This is a genomic window from Fulvimarina manganoxydans (genome assembly GCF_900176465.1).
Classification (GTDB): Bacteria; Pseudomonadota; Alphaproteobacteria; order Rhizobiales; family Rhizobiaceae; genus Fulvimarina; species Fulvimarina manganoxydans.
Window position 1 is genome coordinate 383845 of the sequence record NZ_FWXR01000001.1, and the last position, 21107, is coordinate 404951.

18 protein-coding genes are annotated in these 21107 nt (G+C 64.4%); 4 read left to right on the plus strand and 14 right to left on the minus strand.

Features of this window, described 5'->3' with window-relative positions:
* Positions 1-3: 3 nt before the first annotated feature.
* The 3 genes from pgeF to lgt are packed head-to-tail and all read right to left on the minus strand — an operon-like array spanning position 4 to position 2868.
* Positions 4-807: a peptidoglycan editing factor PgeF gene (pgeF, locus tag B9A15_RS01730; protein ID WP_084408225.1), complete on the minus strand. Its 804-nt coding sequence runs from the start codon at positions 805-807 to the stop codon at positions 4-6.
* A gap of 31 nt (positions 808-838) precedes the next feature.
* Positions 839-1981 (minus strand): class I SAM-dependent methyltransferase, encoded by a 1143-nt coding sequence (locus tag B9A15_RS01735; RefSeq protein ID WP_084408226.1) that lies wholly within the window; start codon positions 1979-1981, stop codon positions 839-841.
* Entirely contained in the window at positions 1978-2868 is an 891-nt protein-coding gene (gene lgt / locus B9A15_RS01740) for a prolipoprotein diacylglyceryl transferase (RefSeq protein ID WP_084408227.1), read from the minus strand. Before lgt ends, B9A15_RS01735 begins: the two co-directional genes overlap by 4 nt.
* A gap of 360 nt (positions 2869-3228) precedes the next feature.
* On the opposite strand from lgt, the gene B9A15_RS01745 reads away from it, so the two are divergent.
* From B9A15_RS01745 to B9A15_RS01760, 4 genes are all read left to right on the plus strand, one after another.
* On the plus strand, positions 3229-3501 hold the full coding sequence (locus tag B9A15_RS01745; RefSeq protein WP_084408228.1) for an accessory factor UbiK family protein: 273 nt from the start codon (positions 3229-3231) through the stop codon (positions 3499-3501).
* Positions 3502-3766: 265 nt separating this feature from the next.
* Positions 3767-4270 (plus strand): type III secretion system chaperone family protein, encoded by a 504-nt coding sequence (locus B9A15_RS01750; protein WP_084408229.1) that lies wholly within the window; start codon positions 3767-3769, stop codon positions 4268-4270.
* Positions 4271-4274: 4 nt separating this feature from the next.
* The gene (gene proC, locus B9A15_RS01755; protein ID WP_084408230.1) at positions 4275-5111 is read left to right on the plus strand and encodes a pyrroline-5-carboxylate reductase; all 837 of its coding nucleotides are present in this window, start codon (positions 4275-4277) and stop codon (positions 5109-5111) included.
* A gap of 219 nt (positions 5112-5330) precedes the next feature.
* Positions 5331-5687, plus strand: a complete 357-nt coding sequence (locus B9A15_RS01760; protein WP_244556754.1) for a tRNA-binding protein — start codon at positions 5331-5333, stop codon at positions 5685-5687.
* 46 nt (positions 5688-5733) lie between these two features.
* Here B9A15_RS01760 and B9A15_RS01765 read toward each other — a convergent pair whose 3' ends face one another.
* The 11 genes from B9A15_RS01765 to B9A15_RS01815 form a co-directional block, all read right to left on the minus strand.
* Positions 5734-8442, minus strand: a complete 2709-nt coding sequence (locus B9A15_RS01765) for a nitrate reductase (protein WP_084408232.1) — start codon at positions 8440-8442, stop codon at positions 5734-5736.
* A gap of 39 nt (positions 8443-8481) precedes the next feature.
* On the minus strand, positions 8482-10239 hold the full coding sequence (locus tag B9A15_RS01770; RefSeq protein WP_084408233.1) for a bifunctional protein-serine/threonine kinase/phosphatase: 1758 nt from the start codon (positions 10237-10239) through the stop codon (positions 8482-8484).
* 96 nt (positions 10240-10335) lie between these two features.
* Positions 10336-11184 (minus strand): formate/nitrite transporter family protein, encoded by an 849-nt coding sequence (locus B9A15_RS01775; protein ID WP_084408234.1) that lies wholly within the window; start codon positions 11182-11184, stop codon positions 10336-10338.
* A 52-nt stretch (positions 11185-11236) separates the two neighbouring features.
* Positions 11237-11602 (minus strand): nitrite reductase small subunit NirD, encoded by a 366-nt coding sequence (gene nirD, locus B9A15_RS01780; protein ID WP_084408235.1) that lies wholly within the window; start codon positions 11600-11602, stop codon positions 11237-11239.
* On the minus strand, positions 11599-14049 hold the full coding sequence (nirB, locus tag B9A15_RS01785; RefSeq protein WP_084408236.1) for a nitrite reductase large subunit NirB: 2451 nt from the start codon (positions 14047-14049) through the stop codon (positions 11599-11601). Before nirB ends, nirD begins: the two co-directional genes overlap by 4 nt.
* Positions 14050-14126: 77 nt before the next feature.
* Positions 14127-15896 carry an ABC transporter ATP-binding protein gene (locus B9A15_RS01790; RefSeq protein ID WP_084408237.1) on the minus strand — a complete coding sequence of 590 codons (1770 nt, stop codon included), beginning with the start codon at positions 15894-15896 and terminating at the stop codon, positions 14127-14129.
* A 20-nt stretch (positions 15897-15916) separates the two neighbouring features.
* Positions 15917-17011 carry an ABC transporter permease gene (locus B9A15_RS01795; RefSeq protein WP_084408238.1) on the minus strand — a complete coding sequence of 365 codons (1095 nt, stop codon included), beginning with the start codon at positions 17009-17011 and terminating at the stop codon, positions 15917-15919.
* A gap of 86 nt (positions 17012-17097) precedes the next feature.
* Entirely contained in the window at positions 17098-18486 is a 1389-nt protein-coding gene (locus tag B9A15_RS01800) for a CmpA/NrtA family ABC transporter substrate-binding protein (protein ID WP_210190462.1), read from the minus strand.
* Between the two features lie 353 nt (positions 18487-18839).
* Positions 18840-19973 (minus strand): CmpA/NrtA family ABC transporter substrate-binding protein, encoded by a 1134-nt coding sequence (locus B9A15_RS01805; protein WP_084408239.1) that lies wholly within the window; start codon positions 19971-19973, stop codon positions 18840-18842.
* 1 nt (position 19974) lies between these two features.
* Entirely contained in the window at positions 19975-20565 is a 591-nt protein-coding gene (locus B9A15_RS01810; protein ID WP_084408240.1) for an ANTAR domain-containing response regulator, read from the minus strand.
* Positions 20566-20620: 55 nt separating this feature from the next.
* On the minus strand, positions 20621-21082 hold the full coding sequence (locus tag B9A15_RS01815; protein WP_170923130.1) for a MarR family winged helix-turn-helix transcriptional regulator: 462 nt from the start codon (positions 21080-21082) through the stop codon (positions 20621-20623).
* Positions 21083-21107 lie beyond the last annotated feature (25 nt).

Genomic DNA, 21107 nt, shown 5'->3' on the forward strand with positions numbered 1-21107 from the left:
CCCTCAGCCTTGGATCGCGATCGCGGACAATTGGCGGCCGTAGTCGGGCTCGCCGCGATGGGTGGTGCGGCGGAACGAGAAGAACCGCTCGTCGCCATAGGTGCATTGGCCGGTAAAGGCTGCCGAGACGCCGGCACTCTTCAGCCGGGCAACGATGAGACCGGGCAGGTCGAACTGCCGTTTGTCGGGCGAGACGCCGGGAAAGAAGAAGCGCTCGGCCTGGCGACCGGCGGCCGCCACCGCCTCTTCCATCCGTTCGACGCCGACCTCGTAATTCTTGCGCGTGATGGTGGGGCCGAGAACGGCCTTGATCGAGGCGCGCACGGCGCCAAGGCTTTCCATGGCCTCGATCGTCGCCTCGATGATCCCGCCAGTCGCGCCCTTCCAGCCCGCATGGGCGGCGCCGACGACGCGCGCCTTGGCGTCGGCAAAGAGGATCGGGCCGCAATCGGCGGTGACGATGCCGACCGCGAGGCCGGGCGTCGCGGTGACGACCGCATCCGCTTTCGGCCGCTCCTCTCCAAAGGGCGCATTGACGATCACGGCGGTCGGCGAATGGATCTGCCAGGGTGTCGCGAGCCGATCAGGCCCAAGGCTCAAAAACGCCAGGGCGCGCGCGCGATTCTCGGCGACGGCAGCCCCATCGTCCTTCGAGCCGATGCCGCAATTCAGCGATCGATAGATGCCTTCCGACACCCCGCCGAGACGCGTGAAGAAGCCATGGGTGATCGCATCGCCAAAGGCGTCGCTTCTCACCACCTGGTCTTGCGTGAGCGCCAAGGCGCCGGTCGTTGCCGCATCCATCATGGGTAAATGGTGGGTGAGGGGCGGGGGGAAGTCAATTGGCGAACCCATCGCCGGGACGAAGAGTGAAGGGCGGCAGGGGCAAGGGGGCCGAGGCGACCGCGAGGATTTTGAAAAGGTCGCCCATGTCCTTCGGTCCATTGCCCGCGAGGCGCTGGACATCGGCCCGGATCGCCTCGCGCCCAGCCTCGCCGAGCGGTGCGCCCAGGCGGCCGGCGCGCTCTAAAAGCCCTAGCGAGAGCAGGAACGGCCCTTGACCGACCAGAGGCGCGACCGAAAGACCTTTATCGGCAAAGCATGCCGCTAGCCGGGCGAAATCCACATGGCTCGTCAGATCAGCCTCGCCAGGGCCATCCAGCACCGACACGTAACGATGCTCGGACATGGCCTGAAACGTATCGCCGAAGCCGGTCATCCCATGGCCGTAATCGATGAAGAGACCAGCGCCGCCATGGGTGGCAAGCCGTTCTGCAAGTGTCGAGGCAAGCGCTTCGCGCGCCGGCGAGACTTCCAGGATCGCGCCCTCTTCGGAATGCGGCAGAGGCTTGGCCGAGTTTGCGGCAATTCCGGCGATCGCTTCCGCCTCATCGGCCTCAAGCGGAATGATGACGAATTCGAGTGCGCCTTCCCCGTTCAGTCCAATGCGTCGCTCATGCCATTTCCCTTGCTGATGGACGAATTGCCGGATGGCGATGGCGTCGAACAGCTCGTTGGCGACGACGATCGCCGGCAGAGTTTCCAACTCTTCCACGCCGCGCACGCGCTTGATCGGCAGGTCGAAGCCTTCGAGCTTGACCGCCTGCAACGCGGCCAGTCTTTCGCTCGTTTCTACCAAACGAATACGGGAGGCCGCCATGCAATGGGGGGCGCTCTTTCGAAGGGTGCGCAGCATATCGGCCATCAGCGTGCCGCGTCCGGGCCCGATCTCGGCGAGAAGAAACGGGTTCGGCGCGCCAAGTCCCTCCCAGGCGGCCGCGACCCAGGCGCCGAGGAGTTCGCCAAACATCTGGCTCACCTCCGGCGCCGTGACGAAATCGCCCCCTCGGCCAAAGGGTTCGCGGCTCGAATAATAGCCGTGCCGACGGTCGAAGAGCGCGATCTGCCAATAGCGCTCGATCGATATCGGCCCCCTCGCTTCGACTTCTTTCGCGATTCGACCGAGTAGCGGCGTCGTCACGCCGATCCCGCCGTTTCGGCTTCCGCGCGTTTGGCGATGAGGCGTGGATCGCTGGCGTGGGAATGGTATCGCGCAAAGGCCATGCCCCAGAGGCCAATGAGGAGCATCGGCAGGGACAGGACCATGCCCATGGTCAGCCAGCCGCCCATCAGATAGCCGAGCTGGGCGTCGGGCATGCGGAAGAATTCGACGAAGATCCGAGCGAGTGCATAGCCGGCGAGAAACAGGCCGCCGACAAAGCGAGGACGGGAGAACATGCCGAAGCCATGGGTGGCGATGCGCAGGATGATGAAGAGAACGATCCCCTCCAGCGCGGCCTCGTAGAGCTGGCTCGGATGGCGCGTCTCGGGGCCGGCCATCGGGAAGGCCATCGCCCAGGGCACGTCGCTTGGCGCGCCCCACAATTCGCCATTGATGAAATTGGCGATGCGGCCGAAAAAAAGGCCGAAGGGCACGCAAGCCGCCGCAATGTCGAGCATCGACCAGAGCGGGACCTTGCGGACTCGGCAGAAGAGCGTGATCGCCAGAACGACGCCGATCAGACCGCCATGAAACGACATGCCGCCTTCCCAGACCCGGAAAACGTCAAGTGGATCGGCGAGATAGCGTGGCAGATCGTAGAAGAGGATGAAGCCGAGTCGTCCGCCCAGCACGATGCCGAGGGTGATATAGAGGATGAAGTCGTCGACCTCGGTCTTCGTCACCGGCGAGATGCCGTCCGGCCATAGTTTGGGATTGGCGGCGATCGCCCGGCCATAGAGCCAGCCGCAGAGAATGCCGGCGACGTAAGCGAGCCCGTACCAGCGCAGCTGCAGAATGCCGAGATCGAGAAAGACAGGGTCGATCTGCGGATAGGTCAGCGCGCCGAGGGCGGGAAATGCGAGCATGAAGCGCGGGTCTCCTCAAGGCGGTCGATTGGATCGGCGGCCTGCTGCTTCGGGGTGTTTAATCGCGGCGGACCTTGGCGAGGCGGCGTGACAGGGTCAAGACGGGCATGGCCGGCAGCCGCCTTTCGTTCACCGAGCTGTGACGAGACAATGGGCGGGCGAGCGCGGTCATTTTCAGTCGATTGGACGCGCCAAAGCGCAAGCGCGTCTTCACGCGTCATTGTCCTGAAGGCTCCGAGCCTCTACCTCCTTCATACGACAGGCTCGATCGCGAGCGCGTTGCACCCGCTTGCCGATACGGCGGCGGGAAACCCTATGTGTGCTGGCCTGGCCGCACCGACAGACCGATGAGGACGAGACATGCGCCACGAAAGCCGACCCAACCGCTTTCTCGACGAATTCGCCCGCGTCATGACCGATGCGGCGGGCGCCACCCAAGGGGTTCGGCGCGAAGCCGAGACCTTCTTCCGCTCGCAAGGGGAGCGGATGATGAGCCAGCTCGACCTCGTTCAGCGCGAGGAATTCGAAGCGGTTCGCGAAATGGCCTCCAAGGCCCGGGCCGAGAACGAAGCTCTCAAGGCGCGGATCGCGGCCCTCGAGGCCAAAATCTCGGGGCAATCGAACCAATCCTGAGACTTATCCACAGGGTTTCAACAGTGATCCACGATTTCCACGGCGGGGCCTAAGGCCCTGTCGAGACTCTGTCATCAGGCCCGGCTGACCTTAAGGTTGCCTGGCCTCGGAGAATGAGAGTTGTGAAAAAAGTGTAACCGGCCTTAAGCGCCGGAGTCCTCGTCTGTATGCTGAAAGACATGGGTGATTCGTCGATGGCGGCGACGGGCGCCCAGGCGGGTTCCCGGAAAGGGGCTCGCGAAATGCGGCAAACGAGGACCCTTCAATGACATCACTTCACGACATCGAGGGCGCGAGACATTCGCACCCCGTCGACACGATCGAATGGGTCGCGGCGGCGCGCGACTGGACCTTCGAACGCTCCTGCGAGGACGAGCTGGCCCTGACCGTGTCAGGCGTCTGGACCCATTATGCGGTGTCCTTTTCCTGGATCGTCGATCTGGAGGCGCTGCATCTGGGCTGCGCCTTCGATTTGAAGGTCCCGATGCACCGGCGCGACGAGATCATGCGGCTGATCGCGCTGGTCAACGAGAAGCTGGTGCTCGGCCATTTCGACTATTGGGAATCCGAAGGCGCGATAATGTATCGCCACGCTCTGCTTCTGGCCGGCGGCGCCGACGCGACCGGCGCCCAGGCCGAGCGCATGCTGACCTTCGCGGTCGAGCAGTGCGAGCGTTTCTACCAGGCTTTCCAATTCGTCATCTGGGCCGAGAAGAAGGCAGGCGAGGCGCTATCGGCGGCGATGTTCGATACGGTCGGGGAGGCCTGAGATCATGCTCCAGTCCGGCGAACGCATCCTCGTCCTTGGCGGCGGCAATATGGGCTGTGCGCTGATCGGGGGATGGCTCGACGCCGGGCTGGCTCCCGAGGCGCTCCTCGTCGTCGATCCCAATCGCGGCGAGGCCCTTGGAAAGCTCATCGAGCGCTATGGCTTTCGCCACGAAACCGAGACCCCGGCTGATTTCGCCCCGACAGTGGCGCTTCTCGCGGTCAAGCCGCAGATGATGGGCGATGCTTTGCCGCCTTTGAAGGCGGCGCTGTCGCCCGAGACGCTGATCGTCTCCATTGCGGCCGGCACGACGGTCGCGGCGCTGTCCAAGCATCTCGGCGAAGCGGACGGCCATGAGCGGCCGATCGTGCGGGCCATGCCCAACACGCCATCTCTTATCGGCCGGGGCATCACCGGCGCTTATCCGAATGGGCAAGTCTCCGAGGAGCGTCGGGCTGTCGCCGATACACTTCTGGCGGCGAGCGGCCCGGTGGAATGGGTCGACAGCGAAGCGTTGATCGACGCGGTCACCTCGGTGTCCGGCAGCGGTCCGGCCTATGTCTTCCATCTCGCCGAATGCATGGCGAAGGCGGGCGAGGCCATGGGGCTTCCCGCCGATCTCGCCATGCGGCTTGCCCGTCATACGGTGGCAGGCGCGGGGGAATTGATGATCCGCTCCGACGAGACGCCGGCTAAGCTTCGCCAGAACGTGACCTCCCCGAACGGGACGACCCAGGCCGGGCTCGAAGTCCTGATGGACGATTTCACCGGCCTGCCGCCGCTCGTCGAGCGCACCGTGCGCGCTGCGCGAGACCGGGCCGTTGCACTGTCGAAGGACTGATACGGTGTCCGACTGATTCAGTTGGGCTTCGTATCAAAGCCCGCGCGGCGTGTGGGCGGCTTTAACAGCCGTATCGCGAAGCGATCAAACGGATTTCGTATGAGGCGGGCGTTTCGGAGCGAAGCGCCAACCCCCCTTTGGCTGGATCGTAAATTGTCGCTTGGGCGGGGCGCCGGTCAGCACCATCGCTGGTCAGCGCCGAAGAGAGGATCAGGAATCGTGGCAGGCAAGGACCCGGAAGCACAGATCGGCTTCGACGACTTTCTCAAGGTGGACGTCCGGGTCGGAACGATCCTCACCGCCGAACCCTTCCCCGAAGCGCGCAAGCCGGCGATCAAGCTGACCATCGATTTCGGCGAACCCATCGGCGTGAAGAAGTCCTCGGCGCAGATCACCAAGCATTACACGCCGGAGGCGCTTGTGGGGCGCCAGGTGATGGCGGTCGTCAATTTTCCGCCCCGTCAGATCGGGCCGATGAGATCGGAAGTTCTGACCCTCGGCGTACCCGATGCCGAAGGCGAGGTCGTTCTCCTGCGCCCGGATATCGAGGTTCCGAAGGGCGGACGGCTCTACTGACGCCGGCCATCTCGATGCGAGAGTGCCCGAGGGTGCCGCTCCGGCCTCAAGCCTCGGAAAGCTCGGTCTCGGCCGGCTGCGGCTCGGCTCTTTTCGCATCCACGATCGCCTTGATCTCGCTCCGGCAGGAACCGCAATTGGTGCCGGCCTTCAGATGCCGACCGACGGCCTCGACCGACAGGGCCTGACCGGAGACGACGGCCGCCGCGATCTCGTTGACGCCGATCGAGAAGCAGGCGCAGACGATCGCGCCGGGGTCCGGCCTGTCCGCGCCGGTGCGACCGGCCAGAAGATGGGCGCGGGAGACGCCGGTCGCCTCGCTCGCTCTAGCGTCCGCGTCGATCTGGCCGACGGCCCAGTTTCGGGCGACGGCGACCGGCTCGCGCGCGATCCAGAGCGCGCCGACAAGGCGGCTTCCTTCGAAGGCGGCGAAGCGATGGGTGCCGGTCTTCGCATCGCTATAGGCGACGAATTCGGCCTCTTGCGAGGGCGCGATGATATGGCGCGCAAAGTCCGCCGCATCGCCGAGAACCTCGAGCCCGGCAAGCTCCGTTCGCCAGCCGGCACCCGTGCGGGCGGTGACCAGATAGTCCGACGCGCTTGTTTCGGGGCGGTTCAGGCTGACGGCGAAGCCGTACCAGCTTGCGCGAAAGCGAGAGAGGGTGACGGGCGTGTTCTTCAGGCCCGGCTGGCCGGATATTGGGTCGAAGGACGGGCGCACGACCGCGTCGATCCGCCCGGTTCCGGCGAATTCTCCGCTCCAATGGATGGGCACGAAGACAGAGCCACGCATTTGTCGTTTCGTGAAGAGACAGCGCACCGTCGCAGAGCCATGGGCCGAGCGGATCGTGACGAGATCGGCCGGCTTCAAGCCAAGCTGCTTGCCGTCTTCGGGATGAAGCTCGGCGAAGGGCTCGGCGATATGGGCCGAGAGCCGCGCGCTGCGGCCGGTTCGGGTCATGGTGTGCCAATGATCGCGCACCCGTCCCGTATTGAGGACGAATTCGCCGTTCGCCGCCGTCTCCCGGACCGGTGCGCGGACCGCGACGAAGCGGGCTCTTCCATCAGGATGATAAAAGCGACCATCGGCGAAGAAGCGCTTTTCGCCAATTTCGTTGTCGGACGCTTTCACCGGCCACTGTACGGGGTCCAAGGCGTCGTAGTCATCGCTCGCGAGCCCAGCGAGGCCGCCGATATCGAAATCGCGGCTCCCCTCGTTGCGATAGGCCGAGAGCCTTGCATGTTCGTCAAAGACCTCGGCCGCATTGGTGAAATCGAAGCCGGAAAAGCCCATGCGCCGACCGACCTCGGCAAAGATAGCCCAATCGGGCCGCGCTTCGCCGGGCAGCGGCAGGAAGGGGCGCTGACGCGAGATGCGGCGCTCGGAATTCGTCACCGTCCCATCCTTCTCGCCCCAGGCGGCGGCCGGCAGCGCCACATGGGCAAAGGGCAGCGTGTCGTTGCGCGAGACGACGTCGGAGACGACGACCAGCGGGCAGGCGGCGAGCGCGGCCTTCACTCGGTCGGCGTCCGGCATCGAGACGACCGGATTGGTGCCGGCGATCCAGATCGCCTTGACCTTGCCGGTCTCGACCGCCCGAAACAAGTCGACAGCCTTCAAGCCGGGCTTTCGCGCAATGTTCGGCGCCTGCCAGAATTCGCCGACAAGCGCTCGGTCGTGCGGGTTCTCGATCGCCATATGGGCGGCGAGCTGATTGGCGAGACCGCCGACCTCGCGCCCGCCCATGGCATTGGGCTGGCCGGTAATGGAGAAGGGCCCCATGCCCGGCCGCCCGATCCGACCCGTGGCGAGATGGCAATTGATGATGGCATTGACCTTGTCGGTCCCGCCGACCGATTGGTTGACGCCCTGACTATAGACAGTGACGACCTTCTCCCGCGCCGTGAAGAGATCGTAGAAGGCTCGGATCTCAGCTTCGCCGAGCCCTGTCGCGGCGGCGACCTTGGCGACGGGGAAGGCGCGCGAGGCGCGCAAGGCGTCGACGAAGCCCTCCGTGTGGCGCGCGACGAAGTCGCAGTGGACGGCGCCGCCCTCCGCGATCGCGTAAAGGAGGCCTGAAAAGAGGGCCGTGTCCCCATCGGGTTCGATCGCCAGATGCATGTCGGCGATCTCGGCGCTGGCGGTGCGGCGCGGATCGATCAGAACGATCTTCATGGCGGGACGGGCCGCCTTGGCGGCGGCGAGGCGCTGATAGGTGACCGGATGGCACCAGGCAAGATTGGAGCCGACGAGGATGACGAGATCGGCCTCTTCGAGATCGCGATAAGTTCCGGGCACCGTATCGGCGCCGAAGGCTCTGCGGTGGCCAGCAACCGAGGAGGCCATGCAGAGCCGGGAATTGGTGTCGATATTGCCGGAGCCGATGAAGCCCTTCATCAGCTTGTTCGCGACGTAATAGTCCTCGGTCAGGAACTGGCCGGAGACATAGAAGGCGACGGCATCCGGCCCGTCTTCTGCAATGACCCTGGAAAAGCCCGACGCGACGCGCTCCAGCGCCTCGTCCCAACTCGCCAGCCTGCCATCGACCCGCGGCGAAAGGAGGCGGTCCTCCAGCCCGATCGTCTCGCCTAGCGCCGAGCCTTTCGAGCAGAGCCGGCCGAAATTGGCCGGATGTTCGGGATCGCCGACGATCGAGACGTTGCCATCGGCCTCAGGGGTCGCCAGTACGCCGCAGCCGACGCCGCAATAGGCGCAGGTGGTGCGGATCGTCCCGGTCGTCGGCTTCATGTTCATCTGTTTGATGTCCTTCTTCGAACGGGCCGGGTGCGCCACTCAACCTGCCGCAAGGGCGGCGAGCGCGATGAAAAGGGCAATCGCCAGACTGAGAGAGAGCCCTTGCCAGAAACGCAGCGGGTCACGCTCGGCGAGGGCCAAGCCGCGCTTGTCGACAAAGGCGGGATTGGGATGGGTCAGATCGTGGAGGAATTCCGCGATGTCGCCATGGCGTTTCTCCGGGTCGATGGCGACGGCCTTCTTCAGCGCGCCTTCGATCCAGTCCGGCACGTGGCGATCCTCCGACCCCGCCGGACGATAGGCGAGCCGTCGCTGGTCGCGTCGGGTGCGCGTGCGGGTAACGTCGAGGCCGTAGGGCAGCCGGCCCGTCAGCATTTCGTAGGTGAGGACGCCGAGCGAGAAGAGGTCCGAGCGCTCGCGTCCGACCGAGCCGAGAAAGGCTTCCGACGCCGCATATTGGAGTGTCCCGACCGGCGCCTCGGCCATGGCGACGGCGCGGCCCTCCTCAACGCCCGCGACCCTTGCTGCGCCGAAGTCGATCAAGGTGACATGGCCGTCCGCGTCGAGAAGGACGTTTTCGGGCCGCAAGTCCTGATGGACGATCTGGCGGCGATGCAGGGCGAGAAGACCCTTGCCGATGCCGATGACGATATCCTGAACGCTTTGGAGGTCCGGCGCCGGGTGGTCGCGCATCCAGTCCTTGAGCGTGCGACCCTTGACGAGCGCCATGGTCGTATAGAGCGCAGAGCGCGGGCGCTTTCGCGGATGGGCCTTCAGGAGATGGGGGTTAGAAACCCGCGCGGCGATCCATTCCTCCATCAGGAAGCGTCTGCGCGCGGTGGCGTCGTCGCGAAGATCGGAGGCGAGAATCTTCAGCGCGCAGCGCTCGCCGCTCGCCGCCTCGCGCGCCTGAAAGACATGGCTGCGCGCGCTCGCATGCAGGAGTTCTTCCAGATGCCAGCCGTCCAACCTGTCGCCGACGGATGGCATGATGGAAGGAGGCTCCAGATCGGCCTCGGCAAGGTTTTCGGCGGCGTCGATCTCGGGCAGCCGATCGACGCGCACGATCTGGATGGTGATGTTGTCCCGGCTGCCGGCCGCCAGCGCGTCGGCGGCAATCGTCCTCGCCGCGCCCGGGAGATCGTTATGGCCGCGTCGCAGCGCGCGGGCGAGATCCGTCGGCGCCAGAACCTCGTGGACACCGTCCGTCGTCATCAGGAAGACGTCGCCCTCGACGAGATCGAGGGCGCGATAATCAATCTCCACATGGGCGCCCATGCCGAGGGCGCGCGCGAGATAGGAGCGCTCGGCGGAGAGAACGAGCCGATGATCCTCGGTCAAGGTTTCGAGGCTCTCGCCCACCAGACGGCTGATCCGGGCATCACCGACATGGAAGAGGTGAGCCTTGCGCGCTTTCAGGACGAGGGCGCTGAAGGTGGTGACATGGCCGCGATCGGGGCCGCGATCGAGATCGGCCGCCGTGCCCGAGGCAATCCGGGCCCGGCGTGTCTCGCCATGGAGCCAGGAATTGGTCGCCGCGATGACGCGGCTTGCCGCGGTCTTGGCCGTCCATGCGTCGGAGGTCGCGTAATAATCCGTGAGGAAGCTTCTGACGGCGGATTCGGCGGCAATGCGCCCGAAGGCGGAGGACGAGATGCCGTCGGCAATGGCGATCGCGATGCCCTTCAGGGCAAGGGCTGGTCCATCCGGGATGATCGCGCCGTGGAAATCCTGGTTCTCGGCCTTGGCGCCCTTGTCGGAATATTGACCGATGGTGATGGCGAGTTCGCTGGCCATGGGACGTGTTCGCCGATGCCGAGTGAGAGACGGGAAAGGTCCGAAGGAGAGGCGAGCCCGGCCTTGGCCGGGCCCGATGCTTGATGGGTCTGTCGCTTATTCGGCCGGCTGGGCCGAGAGCGGGCTGACCGGACCGGCGGCCGCGCGGGCCTTCTTCGAGCCGTAATGGGTCGAATAGAGCGTTGCGCCAACAAAGGTCAGGCCGCCGACGAGATTGCCGATCACGGTCGGGATCTCGTTGTAAAGGAAGTAGTCCGTCCAGGTGAACTGACCGCCGAGGAAGATGCCGGACGGGAACAGGAACATGTTCACGATGGAATGCTCGAAGCCGAGATAGAAGAAGACGAGGATCGGCATCCACATGGCGATCACCTTGCCGGACACCGAGGTCGACATCATCGCCGCGACGACGCCGGTCGAGACCATCCAGTTGCACATGACGGCGCGGATGAAGAGCGTCAGCATGCCGCCGAAGCCGGCCGCGGCATAGCCGAGCGTGCGGCCTTCGCCGATATGACCGATCTTCTGGCCGACCGCGTCCGGCGCATGGGTGAAGCCGGTGGTGAAGATGATCGCCATGAAGAGCGCGACGGTGAGGGCGCCGGCGAAATTGCCGCAGAAGACGAGACCCCAATTGCGCAGCAGGCCTTTCACGTCGCAGCCGGGACGACGGTCGAGAAGCGCGAGCGGGCAGAGGGTGAAGACGCCGGTCAGAAGATCGAATCCGAGCAGATAGAGCATGCAGAAGCCGACCGGGAAGAGCAGGGCGCCGATCAGCGGATTGCCGGTGTTGACCGTGACCGTCACGGCGAAAGCGGCGGCAAGCGCGAGGATCGCGCCGGCCATATAGGCGCGGATGAGCGTATCCTTGGTGCTCATCATGATCTTCGCCTCGCCGGCATCGACCATTTTGGTCACGAATTCCTGGGGTGCGAGATAGGACATTCGAGAAGTCTCCTTGGTGTCTGGCGTCTGTCGTTTCGATGAGGAGGTCGGATTATTCGGCCGCGACCGGATAGGGCGCTTCGGCGCTCGCCTCTGTCAGCGACAGCTCGATCGCGCTGGTCTCGGGATCGATGCGAACCGAAAAGGCGCGGACAGCGCCCTCGTCGGGACCCAACACCTTCCCGCTCTTCAGCGAGATGACCATGTTGTGGAGCGGGCAGGTGACGGAGGTGTCGTGGACGATGCCCTGGGAGAGCGGGCCGCCCTTGTGGGGGCAGCGATCCTCGATCGCATAGACCTCGTCATCGGCCGTGCGGAAGACGGCGAGCCGGCCGAAGGGCGTCAGCACGCAGCGCGCGCCGAGCTTCGGAATGTCGGTCAACTGGCCAATCCTGTGCCAAGATTTCGCGCTCGTCATTCCGCTGCCTCCTTGAAGCTGGAGAGATCGGCCATCGGCCGGAATTCATGGGCGGCGACGGCGCCGCTCGCCCGCTCGGCCCAGGGGTCCTTGCGGTAGAAGGTCTGGCTGTAGGCGAAGCGGTCGAAATAGTGGCGGCGCTTGTCCAGATCATCGACGATGGCGGCCTTGATGGAGTCCATGCCGACCCGCTTCAGCCACTTGTACATGCGCTCCAGATAATGGCCCTGCTCGCGATAGAGCTGGACGAGGGCGACGATGACTTCGAAGGCCTCGTCCTCGGTCGCGACCTGCGTCAAGACTTCCGTCCCCTTGATGTCGAGGCCGGCCGCGCCCGCAAAATGGATCTCGTAGCCGGCTTCGGTGCAGATCACGCCGACATCCTTGCAGGTGGCCTCCGCGCAGTTGCGCGGACAGCCGGAGACGGCCATCTTCACCTTGCCGGGTGTCCAGGAGCCCCACATGAACTTCTCGATGCGAATGCCGAGGCCAGTCGAATCCTGCGTCCCGAAGCGGCACCAGTCGGAGCCGACGCAGCTCTTCACCGTTCGAAGCGCCTTGCCATAGGCCGCGCCCGAGACCATGCCGGCAGCGTTCAGATCGGCCCAGACGGCGGGCAGATCCTCTTTCTTGACGCCAAGCATGTCGATGCGCGCGCCGCCGGTGCATTTGACCGAGGGGATGTCGAATTTCTCGACCACGTCTGCGATCGCCCGCAGCTCCTTGGCGCTGGTCATGCCGCCCCACATGCGCGGGACGACGGAATAGGTGCCGTCCTTCTGAATGTTGGCGTGGACGCGCTCATTGATGAAGCGCGACTGCTTGTCGTCAACATATTCGCCGGGCCAGTCAGCGACGAGGTAATAGTTCAGCGCCGGGCGGCATTTGGCGCAGCCACAGGAGGTCTTCCATTCGAGCTCCTGCATCACTTCGGGGATCGACTTCAGCTCTTTCGCCTTGATCAGACGCCGCACATCGCCATGGCCGAGATCGGTGCAGCCGCACATGGGCTTGACGGCATTGGGGTTGAAGCTGTCGCCAAGCGTCAGCGCCATCAATTGCTCGACGAGGCCGGTGCAGGTGCCGCAGGAGGAGGACGCCTTGGTGTGGGCGCGCACGTCGTCGAGCGAGGTCAGGCCTTTTTCGGTAATCGTGCCGGTGATCTTGCCCTTGCACACGCCGTTGCAGCCGCAGATCTCCGCATCATCCGGCAAGGCTGCAACGGCCGCCATAGGGTCCAGCGGGGACCCTCCCTGATAGGCTTGGCCGAAGATCAGGGTCTCGCGCATCTCCGAGACCGGCGTGCGGTTCTTCATCAGGTCGAAGAACCAGTTGGAGTCGCTAGTATCGCCATACATGACGGCGCCGACGAGCCGGTCACCTTCGAGAACGAGGCGCCGATAGACGCCCTTGGCCGGATCGCGCAGCACGATTTCCTCGCGCCCTTCGCTTTCCGCAAAATCGCCGGCCGAGAAAAGGTCGCAACCCGTGACCTTCAGCTTGGTGGAGAGCTCCTTGACCGAAAAGCGCTCCTCCTCGTCGAGAAGCGATTTCGCCACGACCTTGGCCTGCTCGTAGAGGGGTGCGACGAGGCCGAACAATGTCCCCTCGAATTCAACGCATTCGCCGACGGCGTAGATGTCGGAGTCGGAGGTCCGCATGGTCGCATCGACCGTGATCGCGCGGCCGACCTCGAGCCCGGCCTCCTTGGCGAGTTGGACCGAGGGACGGATACCGACCGCCATGACGACCAGCTCCGCCTCGATGACCGTGCCGTCGGCAAGCTCGACGCCTTCCACATGGGACGTGCCGAGAATTTTCTGGGTCGACGCCTTGGTCAGGACGGCGATGCCGCGCCGTTCGAGATCCTTCTTCAGGAGATAGCCGGCGGCCTCGTCGAGCTGGCGCTCCATCAGATGGCCGGCCAGATGGACGACGGTCACGTCCATGCCGCGAAGGCGCAGGCCGGCGGCCGCTTCCAGTCCCAACAGCCCGCCGCCGATGACGACGGCCTTGGCGCCGGGCTTGGCGGATCTCTCGATCATGATGTTGGTGTCGTCGAGATCGCGATAGGCGATCACGCCGGGAAGGTCGCGCCCTTCGACCGGAACGATGAAGGGGACGGAGCCGGTGGCGACGATCAGCTTGTCATAGGGCACCTCGCCCTTTTCGCCGACCACGACCTTCCGGGCGCGGTCGATCGCGACGACCTTCTCGCCGAAGCGGCAGGTCACCTGGTTGTCGGTGTACCAAGCCTCGTCATGGGTGACGATGTCCTCGTAGCTCTTCTCGCCGGACAGGACCGGAGAGAGCATGATGCGGTTGTAATTGCCGCGCGGCTCGGCGTTGAAGAGCGTGATCTCGTAGGCCGTGGGGTCGGTCTCGAAGAGATGTTCGAGCACCCGGCCCGAGGCCATTCCAGCGCCGATGACGACGAGTTTCTGCATGGGAATTCCTTTCGATCGGCTCATGATCGATCTTCGGGATGGGCTTTTCGCGCCCGTGCTTTGGGGAGACTGAGGGCTCATGCGGCTTGTTGCCTCGATCCGCTTTCGCCCTTGGCCGCTTCGGCGTCGTTTGCTTCGGCCGGCTTCTTGCCATGGGCGCCGGTCTCGTATTCCTCGAGGAAGCTCAGAAGCTGCTGGCGATAGAGGTAGTAATCGGGATGTTCGAGAAGCGCCTTGCGGCTGCGCGGGCGCGGCAGGTCGACTTTCATGATCTTGCCGATTTTCGCCATCGGACCGTTGGTCATCATGACCACGCGATCGGCGAGAAGGATCGCCTCGTCCACATCGTGGGTGACGCAGATCGCGGTGACCTGGGTGCGCTTCCAGACATCCATCAGAACGTCCTGCAGCTCCCAGCGCGTCAGGCTGTCCAGCATGCCGAAGGGCTCGTCGAGCAGGAGGAGCTTCGGAGACAGGGCGAAGGCGCGGGCGATGCCCACACGCTGCTTCATGCCGTTGGAGAGATCGGCGGCGCGGCGATGCATGGCATCGCCGAGGCCCACGCGGTGGAGGTAATGCTCGACGATGTCGCGGCGCTCGGCCGGCATTGCGTTCGGATAGACCCGGTCGACGCCGAGGGCGACATTCTCGCGCGCCGTCAGCCAGGGCATGAGGGAGGGGGCCTGGAAGACGACGGCGCGATCGGGCCCGGCGCCCGAGACCTCGCGCCCATCGAGAACGATGCCGCCGGAGGAGATGTCGTTGAGCCCCGCCGCCATGGACAGGACCGTCGACTTCCCGCAGCCCGAATGGCCGATCAGCGAGATGAACTCGCCCTTCTCCATCTTCATGTCGAAGCCGTCGACGACGGTCAGCGGGCCCTTTGGCGTCGGATAGGTCTTGCGGACCTCGAAGAACTCGACGAAGCCGCGCTCGATCGGCGAATGGGCGGCCTTCAGATAGGCTGCGGGGAGATCGGGTGACGGGGTGCGCTTCTTTGCGTCGAGGCTGATCGGGACGACATTGGGCAAGGCGACCGCATCGCCGGCCTCCTCACTCGCATGGCGGCCCTTTTCCATCAGATAATTGGTCACGTCCCGGCGCAGGCGCTTGAAGGTTTCGTCGCTGTTCATCGCCGTGCGCTCGCGTGGATGGGCGAGCGGTACGGAAAATGACGGCCCGAGCTTGGCGCGGGGGCCGGGGTCGAGCGGAATGATGCGGTCTGCGAGAAGGATCGCCTCGTCCACATCGTTCGTGATCAGGATGATCGTCTTCTTCTCAACCTGGCTGATCGCAGCGAATTCGTCCTGGAGTTTGGCACGGGTCAGGGCGTCGAGAGCGGACAGCGGTTCGTCGAGAAGCAGGATCTCCGGCTTCATGGCGAGCGCTCGGGCGACAGAGACGCGCTGGCGCATGCCGCCGGACAGTTCCGCCGGCTTGCGGTCGGCCGCATGGGAGAGGCCGACCATTGCGATGTATTTCTCGACGAGGGCCTGGCGCTCGGCCTTCGGGGCTTTGGCAAAGACGGAATCGACGGCGAGAGCCACATTGCCGCGCACCGAAAGCCACGGCATCAGGGAATAGGACTGGAAGACCAGACCGCGCTCGGGGCCGGGGCCTTCGACCTTCGCGCCCCGCATCAGAATGTCACCCTCATCCGGCGCGATCAGGCCCGCCAGCAGCGAGATCAGCGTCGTCTTGCCCGAGCCGGAGAAGCCCACGATCGCGACGAACTCGCCTTCCTTCACGGACAGGTCGACGCCACTGAGGATCTCGGCGCGGGTCTTGCCCTCGCCATAGGACTTCGACACCGACTTCATCTCGATGATCGGGGAGGCATGGGTCATGGTCGCAAGCTCCCTCAAGGTCAGCGGGTCGAGGAGAAGGTGAAGGCGGCCTGGAGGGCGGCCATGATGCGATCGAGAGCGAAGCCCACGATGCCGATGGTGATGACCGCGACGATGATACGGGCGAGCGAGTCCGAGGAGCCGTTCTGGAACTCGTCCCAGACAAACTTTCCAAGGCCCGGATTCTGGGCGAGCATCTCGGCGGCGATCAGCACCATCCAGCCCACACCGAGCGAGAGGCGAAGGCCGGTGAAGATCAGCGGCATGGCCGAGGGCAGGACGAGCTTGGTGATTGTCTTGGTCGTCGACAGCTGCAGAACCTTGCCGACATTGACGAGGTCCTTGTCGATCGAGGCGACCCCGAGAGCCGTATTGATGAGGGTCGGCCAGAGCGAGCAGAGCATCACAGTTATCGCCGAGACCACCATCGACTTCGGCAGGGCATCAGACGCGTTCACATAGAGCGCCGAGACAATCATGGTGACGATCGGGAGCCATGCGAGCGGCGAGACCGGCTTGAATATCTGGATCAGCGGGTTGAGCGCGCCATTGACCGTCTTCGACAGACCGCAGGCGATGCCGAGTGGAACGGCGACGATCGTGGCGAGCAGAAAGCCGAGAAACACGGTCTTCAGGCTCGTCAGGATCTGTTCGGGATAGGTCGGCGCGCCGGTATAGGGCCGGATCTGGACGCGATCCGCATAGCCGGCCGCGATCAGCTTCTCGTTGCGCGCTTCCTGGCGCTCGTAGAAGGCGGCCTTGTCGGCCTGGGTGCGCTGCCAATCGGCATAGAGCGATCCCATCTGGTCGGCCACCTGAACCGGGCCGGGCACCGAGCCGAGGGAAGTCTGAACCTGGGGCGCGAGCGCTGCCCAGAGAGCCAGGAAGGCGAGGATGCCCAGGATCGGGACGATCAATCCCTGCCAGATGGCCTTCATGTTTGAGCGCGGATCGTCGCCGGCGGCGATCTTCATCAGGGGGACCGCCCAGCCAAGGCCGATGGCCGTCAGGGGGCTGCTCAAACGGGAGATGCGCATCATGCGGTTTTCGCGCTTGGCTGCGCGGCGCTCTTCGGCGCTTGATGCGGCGTCCACGAAGTCGGAGGCGAGAGCCATGGGGAACGACCTGTCACGTCTTGAGAAGGATGGATGAAGCGTTGGGAGGAGACGCCGCCCGTCTGGCGGCGCCCCGTCCGGCATCGTCAGTTGGAAGCAAGGCTCGCGACGGTCTCGTCGCCCTTCAGGCCGATCCCGAATTTGGCGAGATAGGCGTTCGGCGTCTTGCCGTCATATTCGATGCCGTCGATGAAGGCAGAGGTCGCCGGCTTGTAGCCGTCCGTCTCGCCGGGGATCTCGGAGGCCTCGATCAGACCGTCCTCGATCAGTGCGTCGGCCGCGGCCCGGTAGATGTCCGGCTTGTAGACGCTTTTGGCGACCTCGTCGTACCAGCTGTCGTCCTTCGGCTCGGCGATCTGACCCCAGCGACGCATCTGGGTGAGGTACCAGACGGCGTCGGAATAGAAGGGATAGGTCGCGAATTTGTCGAAGAAGATGTTGAAGTCCGGCGCCGGCCGCTTGTCGCCCTTCTCATATTCGAAGGTGCCGGTCATGGAATTGGCGATGACCTCGGCGTCGGCGCCGACATATTCGGGCTTGGAGAGGATCTCGACCGCCTCGGCGCGGTTGGCGCCGTCATTTTCGTCGAGCCATTTGCCGGCTCGGATCAGCGCCTTGGTGACGAGGATCGCCGTGTTCGGGTTCTCGTCGACGAATTTCGCCGTCATCCCGAAGACCTTTTCGGGATTGTCGTTCCAGATGTCGTGATCGGTGATGACCGGAACGCCGATGCCCTTGAAGACGGCGGCCTGGTTCCAGGGTTCGCCGACGCAATAGCCCTGGATCGTGCCGGCTTCCATGGTGGCCGGCATCTGCGGCGGCGGGGTGACGGAGAGGAGAACGTCGGCCTTGATCTGACCGGAGGTGTCGGAGGGCGAATAGAAGCCGGGATTGAGACCGCCGGCGGCGAGCCAGTAGCGTAGCTCGTAATTGTGGGTCGAGACCGGGAAGACCATGCCCATATTGAAGGGCTTTCCTTCCGACTTGTAGCGCTCGACGACCGGCGCCAGCGCCGCCGCCGAGATCGGATGCTCCGGCTTGCCGTCGGCGCCGGTCGGGATGTTCGGCTTCATCTCTTCCCAGACAGCGTTGGAGACGGTGATCCCGTTGCCGTTGAGGTCCATCGAGAAGGGCGTGACGATATGGGCTTCGGTTCCGTAGCCGATCGTTGCCGCCAGCGGCTGGCCGGCCAGCATATGCGCGCCGTCGAGCTCGCCCGTGATGACTCGGTCAAGAAGAACCTTCCAGTTCGCCTGGGGCTCGAGCGTCACGTAAAGGCCCTCGTCCTCGAAGAAGTGCTTCTCCTTGGCGATGGCGAGCGGGGCCATGTCGGTCAGCTTGATGAAGCCGAAGGTCAGCTCCGCCTTTTCCGGAAAGATCATCTCGGCCATCGCCGAGGTCGAAGTGCCGGCAAGCGCCAGAACGGCGAAGGCGCCCAAAAGCATACGGCGGTTGATCGACGACGGATGGAACATCAGGCAAAGCTCTCCTGTTGCCGGACTCGCTCGCGCGACCGGGAGATCATGTAGAGGTCAAGAAAAAAGGCTGCCCGACCATCCGGTCGCGAAGATCGAACTTCGCGTTCACTCGAAGGGTCGGCAGCCTTTGCCGTGGTGGCGTCCGCCGTTGGGCGCCGGTTCGGTCCGTTTTGGACCTGGGAGACTTCAGCCGTCTTCGACCTGTCTCTGGAAACCTTCTATACGGCAGCCACAACTGCGTTGCAATGCAACAGACGAGAAAAGCGCAGAAAAAATAGTCGCTGATAAATTATGCTCAAGGTTTGGTCAGTTTGGAGATCTCTGAGGCAGTCGACTTGCCCAATTCCGTATCATTTGGAGCGATCGAAGAGACCTTCGGGCCAATGATTCTGATCATTCAGCGTGGCTTCTTTGATTGCCGAGTCGCTCGGCTCAAGGCTCAGTGCCTTGTCATAGAGATCAGGTCGAAAGACGGTGCGAACCGCATGTCGCGCAGCATCGGACTCGGTGACCTGACGCCAGCGCACCATCTGGCTCAGCATCCAAAAACCATCGGACAGGCGAGGGCGGTTCGCGTCGTCGGCAGCGAAGATCATGAAATCCTCGATGCTCTGCGCCTCGCCCGGCGCCACCTCCAAAAGCCCGGTCAGGGCGGGGACGAGATCGCGAGGCGCGACCCCGATATGGCCGGCGTCGGCCAGGAGGTCGGCGAGTTCGGCATGGTGTTCCGACGCATCGCACCACACGGCCGCGTCGTGAAGCGCGCGGATCAGCCGATCGAGCACCTCTGGCCGTTCAGCGGCAAAACGGGCTGAAACGCCCAGCACCTTTTCCGGGCTGCGCCGCCAGATTTCGGCCTTCGTCGTCACGATCCGGCCAGCGCCGCGACGCACGGCGATCGTGCTCCAGGGCTCGCCGACGCAAAAGCCGTCGATCTGGCCCGAGGCGATCGCATCGGGCATCAGCGGCGGCGGTACGACGGTGATGTCCACCTCGCGGTCGGGTTCGATCCCGCAGGCGGCGAGCCAATAGCGCAGATCGTAATTGTGGCACGAATGGGCGTGGACGACCGCAAAGCGGCCACGGCGCGAGGCGCTGCGTTCAAGGCGCACAAGCGCTTTGGCGAGCGCCATGCCGGCGGCGGCCGGTCCGTCGTCCCGCCAGCCTGTCTCGGCCATCAGCTCGGCGAGGAGCGGCGAAACGGTGACGGCGTTGCCGCCGAGGGCCAGGACCATCGGCGCGACGACGGGCGCCGAAAGCGGCGCTATGCCGAGATTGGCGGCAATCGCCATCGGCGCCAGCATATGGGCGCAGTCGAAATGGCCGACCCCCATCCGGTCCCGGATCGTTGCCCAGGACATTTCACGGTGGAGATGGAGCCGGATGCCGTGGTCCTCGGCGAAACCGAGGCGCGCCGCCGTGACGAGAACGGCTCCGTCGAGGAGCGGCAGATAGCCCGCATGAACGTCGTCGAGACCAGGCATCTCAGCTGTCCCCCAAAAGTGTGTAGGCGCTGACCAGGGCTTTGGCGACGTCGGCGATGCGGCGGTTCTCGTTCATCGCGCTGCGCCGCAGGAGGCGATAGGCTTCGTCTTCCGTGATCTTGCGGGCATCCATCAAGATGCCCTTGGCCCGGTCAATCACCTTGCGGTCGGCCAGTTCCGATCGAGCCTCCTCCAATTCGCGGCTGAGGCGATGAAAGGCGTTGAAGCGCGAGATCGCCATGTCGAGAATGGGCTTGACCCGCTCCTTCTTCAGCCCGTCCACAACATAAGCGGAGACGCCCGCTTCGACCGCTGCTTCGATGGAGGCCGAATCTGAGCGGTCGACGAACATGGCGATCGGCCGTTGCACCGATCGTGACATCTGAAAGAAGTGTTCGAGCTGATCGCGATTGGGGTTCTCGAGATCGACGACGATGACGTCGGGATTGATCTCCTCAATGCGCCGGACGAGGCCGAACATCTCGCTGACGACCTCGACGCGGGCGTAGCCGGCCTCGAGGAGGCTTTCCTCGATGATGGCCGCCCTTGCGCGATTTTCGTCGACTACCAGAATCGTCAAAGCCGGACTCATGACCGGATTTATGCACGGGCGCGAAATAGCCGCAATGCCGAAAGTTTGAGCCTGCTTAATCGCTGGGCTTCTCTGCGTCGTCGATCGGCCCACCGGTCGAGCGCAGGAGAAGCTGAAGACTGCGTTGCAGTGTCTGGCGCTCCGCATCCTCCAACATTTCGACCGCCTCGACGATCCCGCTTAAAGGGTCGCGCTTTAAAAGCACTCGCCCTTTTTCGGTCAAGGCTAGCCGCTCAGCACGGCCGCGTCCGATCGTTCCCTGCTTTTCGAGAAAGCCTTTACGGATCAGCGTTCTGACCGTTCGGGCGACAGCGCCGGAGGCAAGGCCTTGAAATCTCGCGAGGTCGATCGCGGTTCGCAGATGGTCCGGCGCCGAGTTCACATAGCGCAAGGCCGCCCATTGCGCCGGGAAGAGGCGAGCGGCGTAGCCTTGCGAATGCATTCGGCGCGCGAGTTGCTCGAGCAGGCTCGAAATTCGTTCCGCCGAGACCGTCTCGCTGTCCATATCCGATTTCATCGCACCGCTCTCAACGCCATACGCC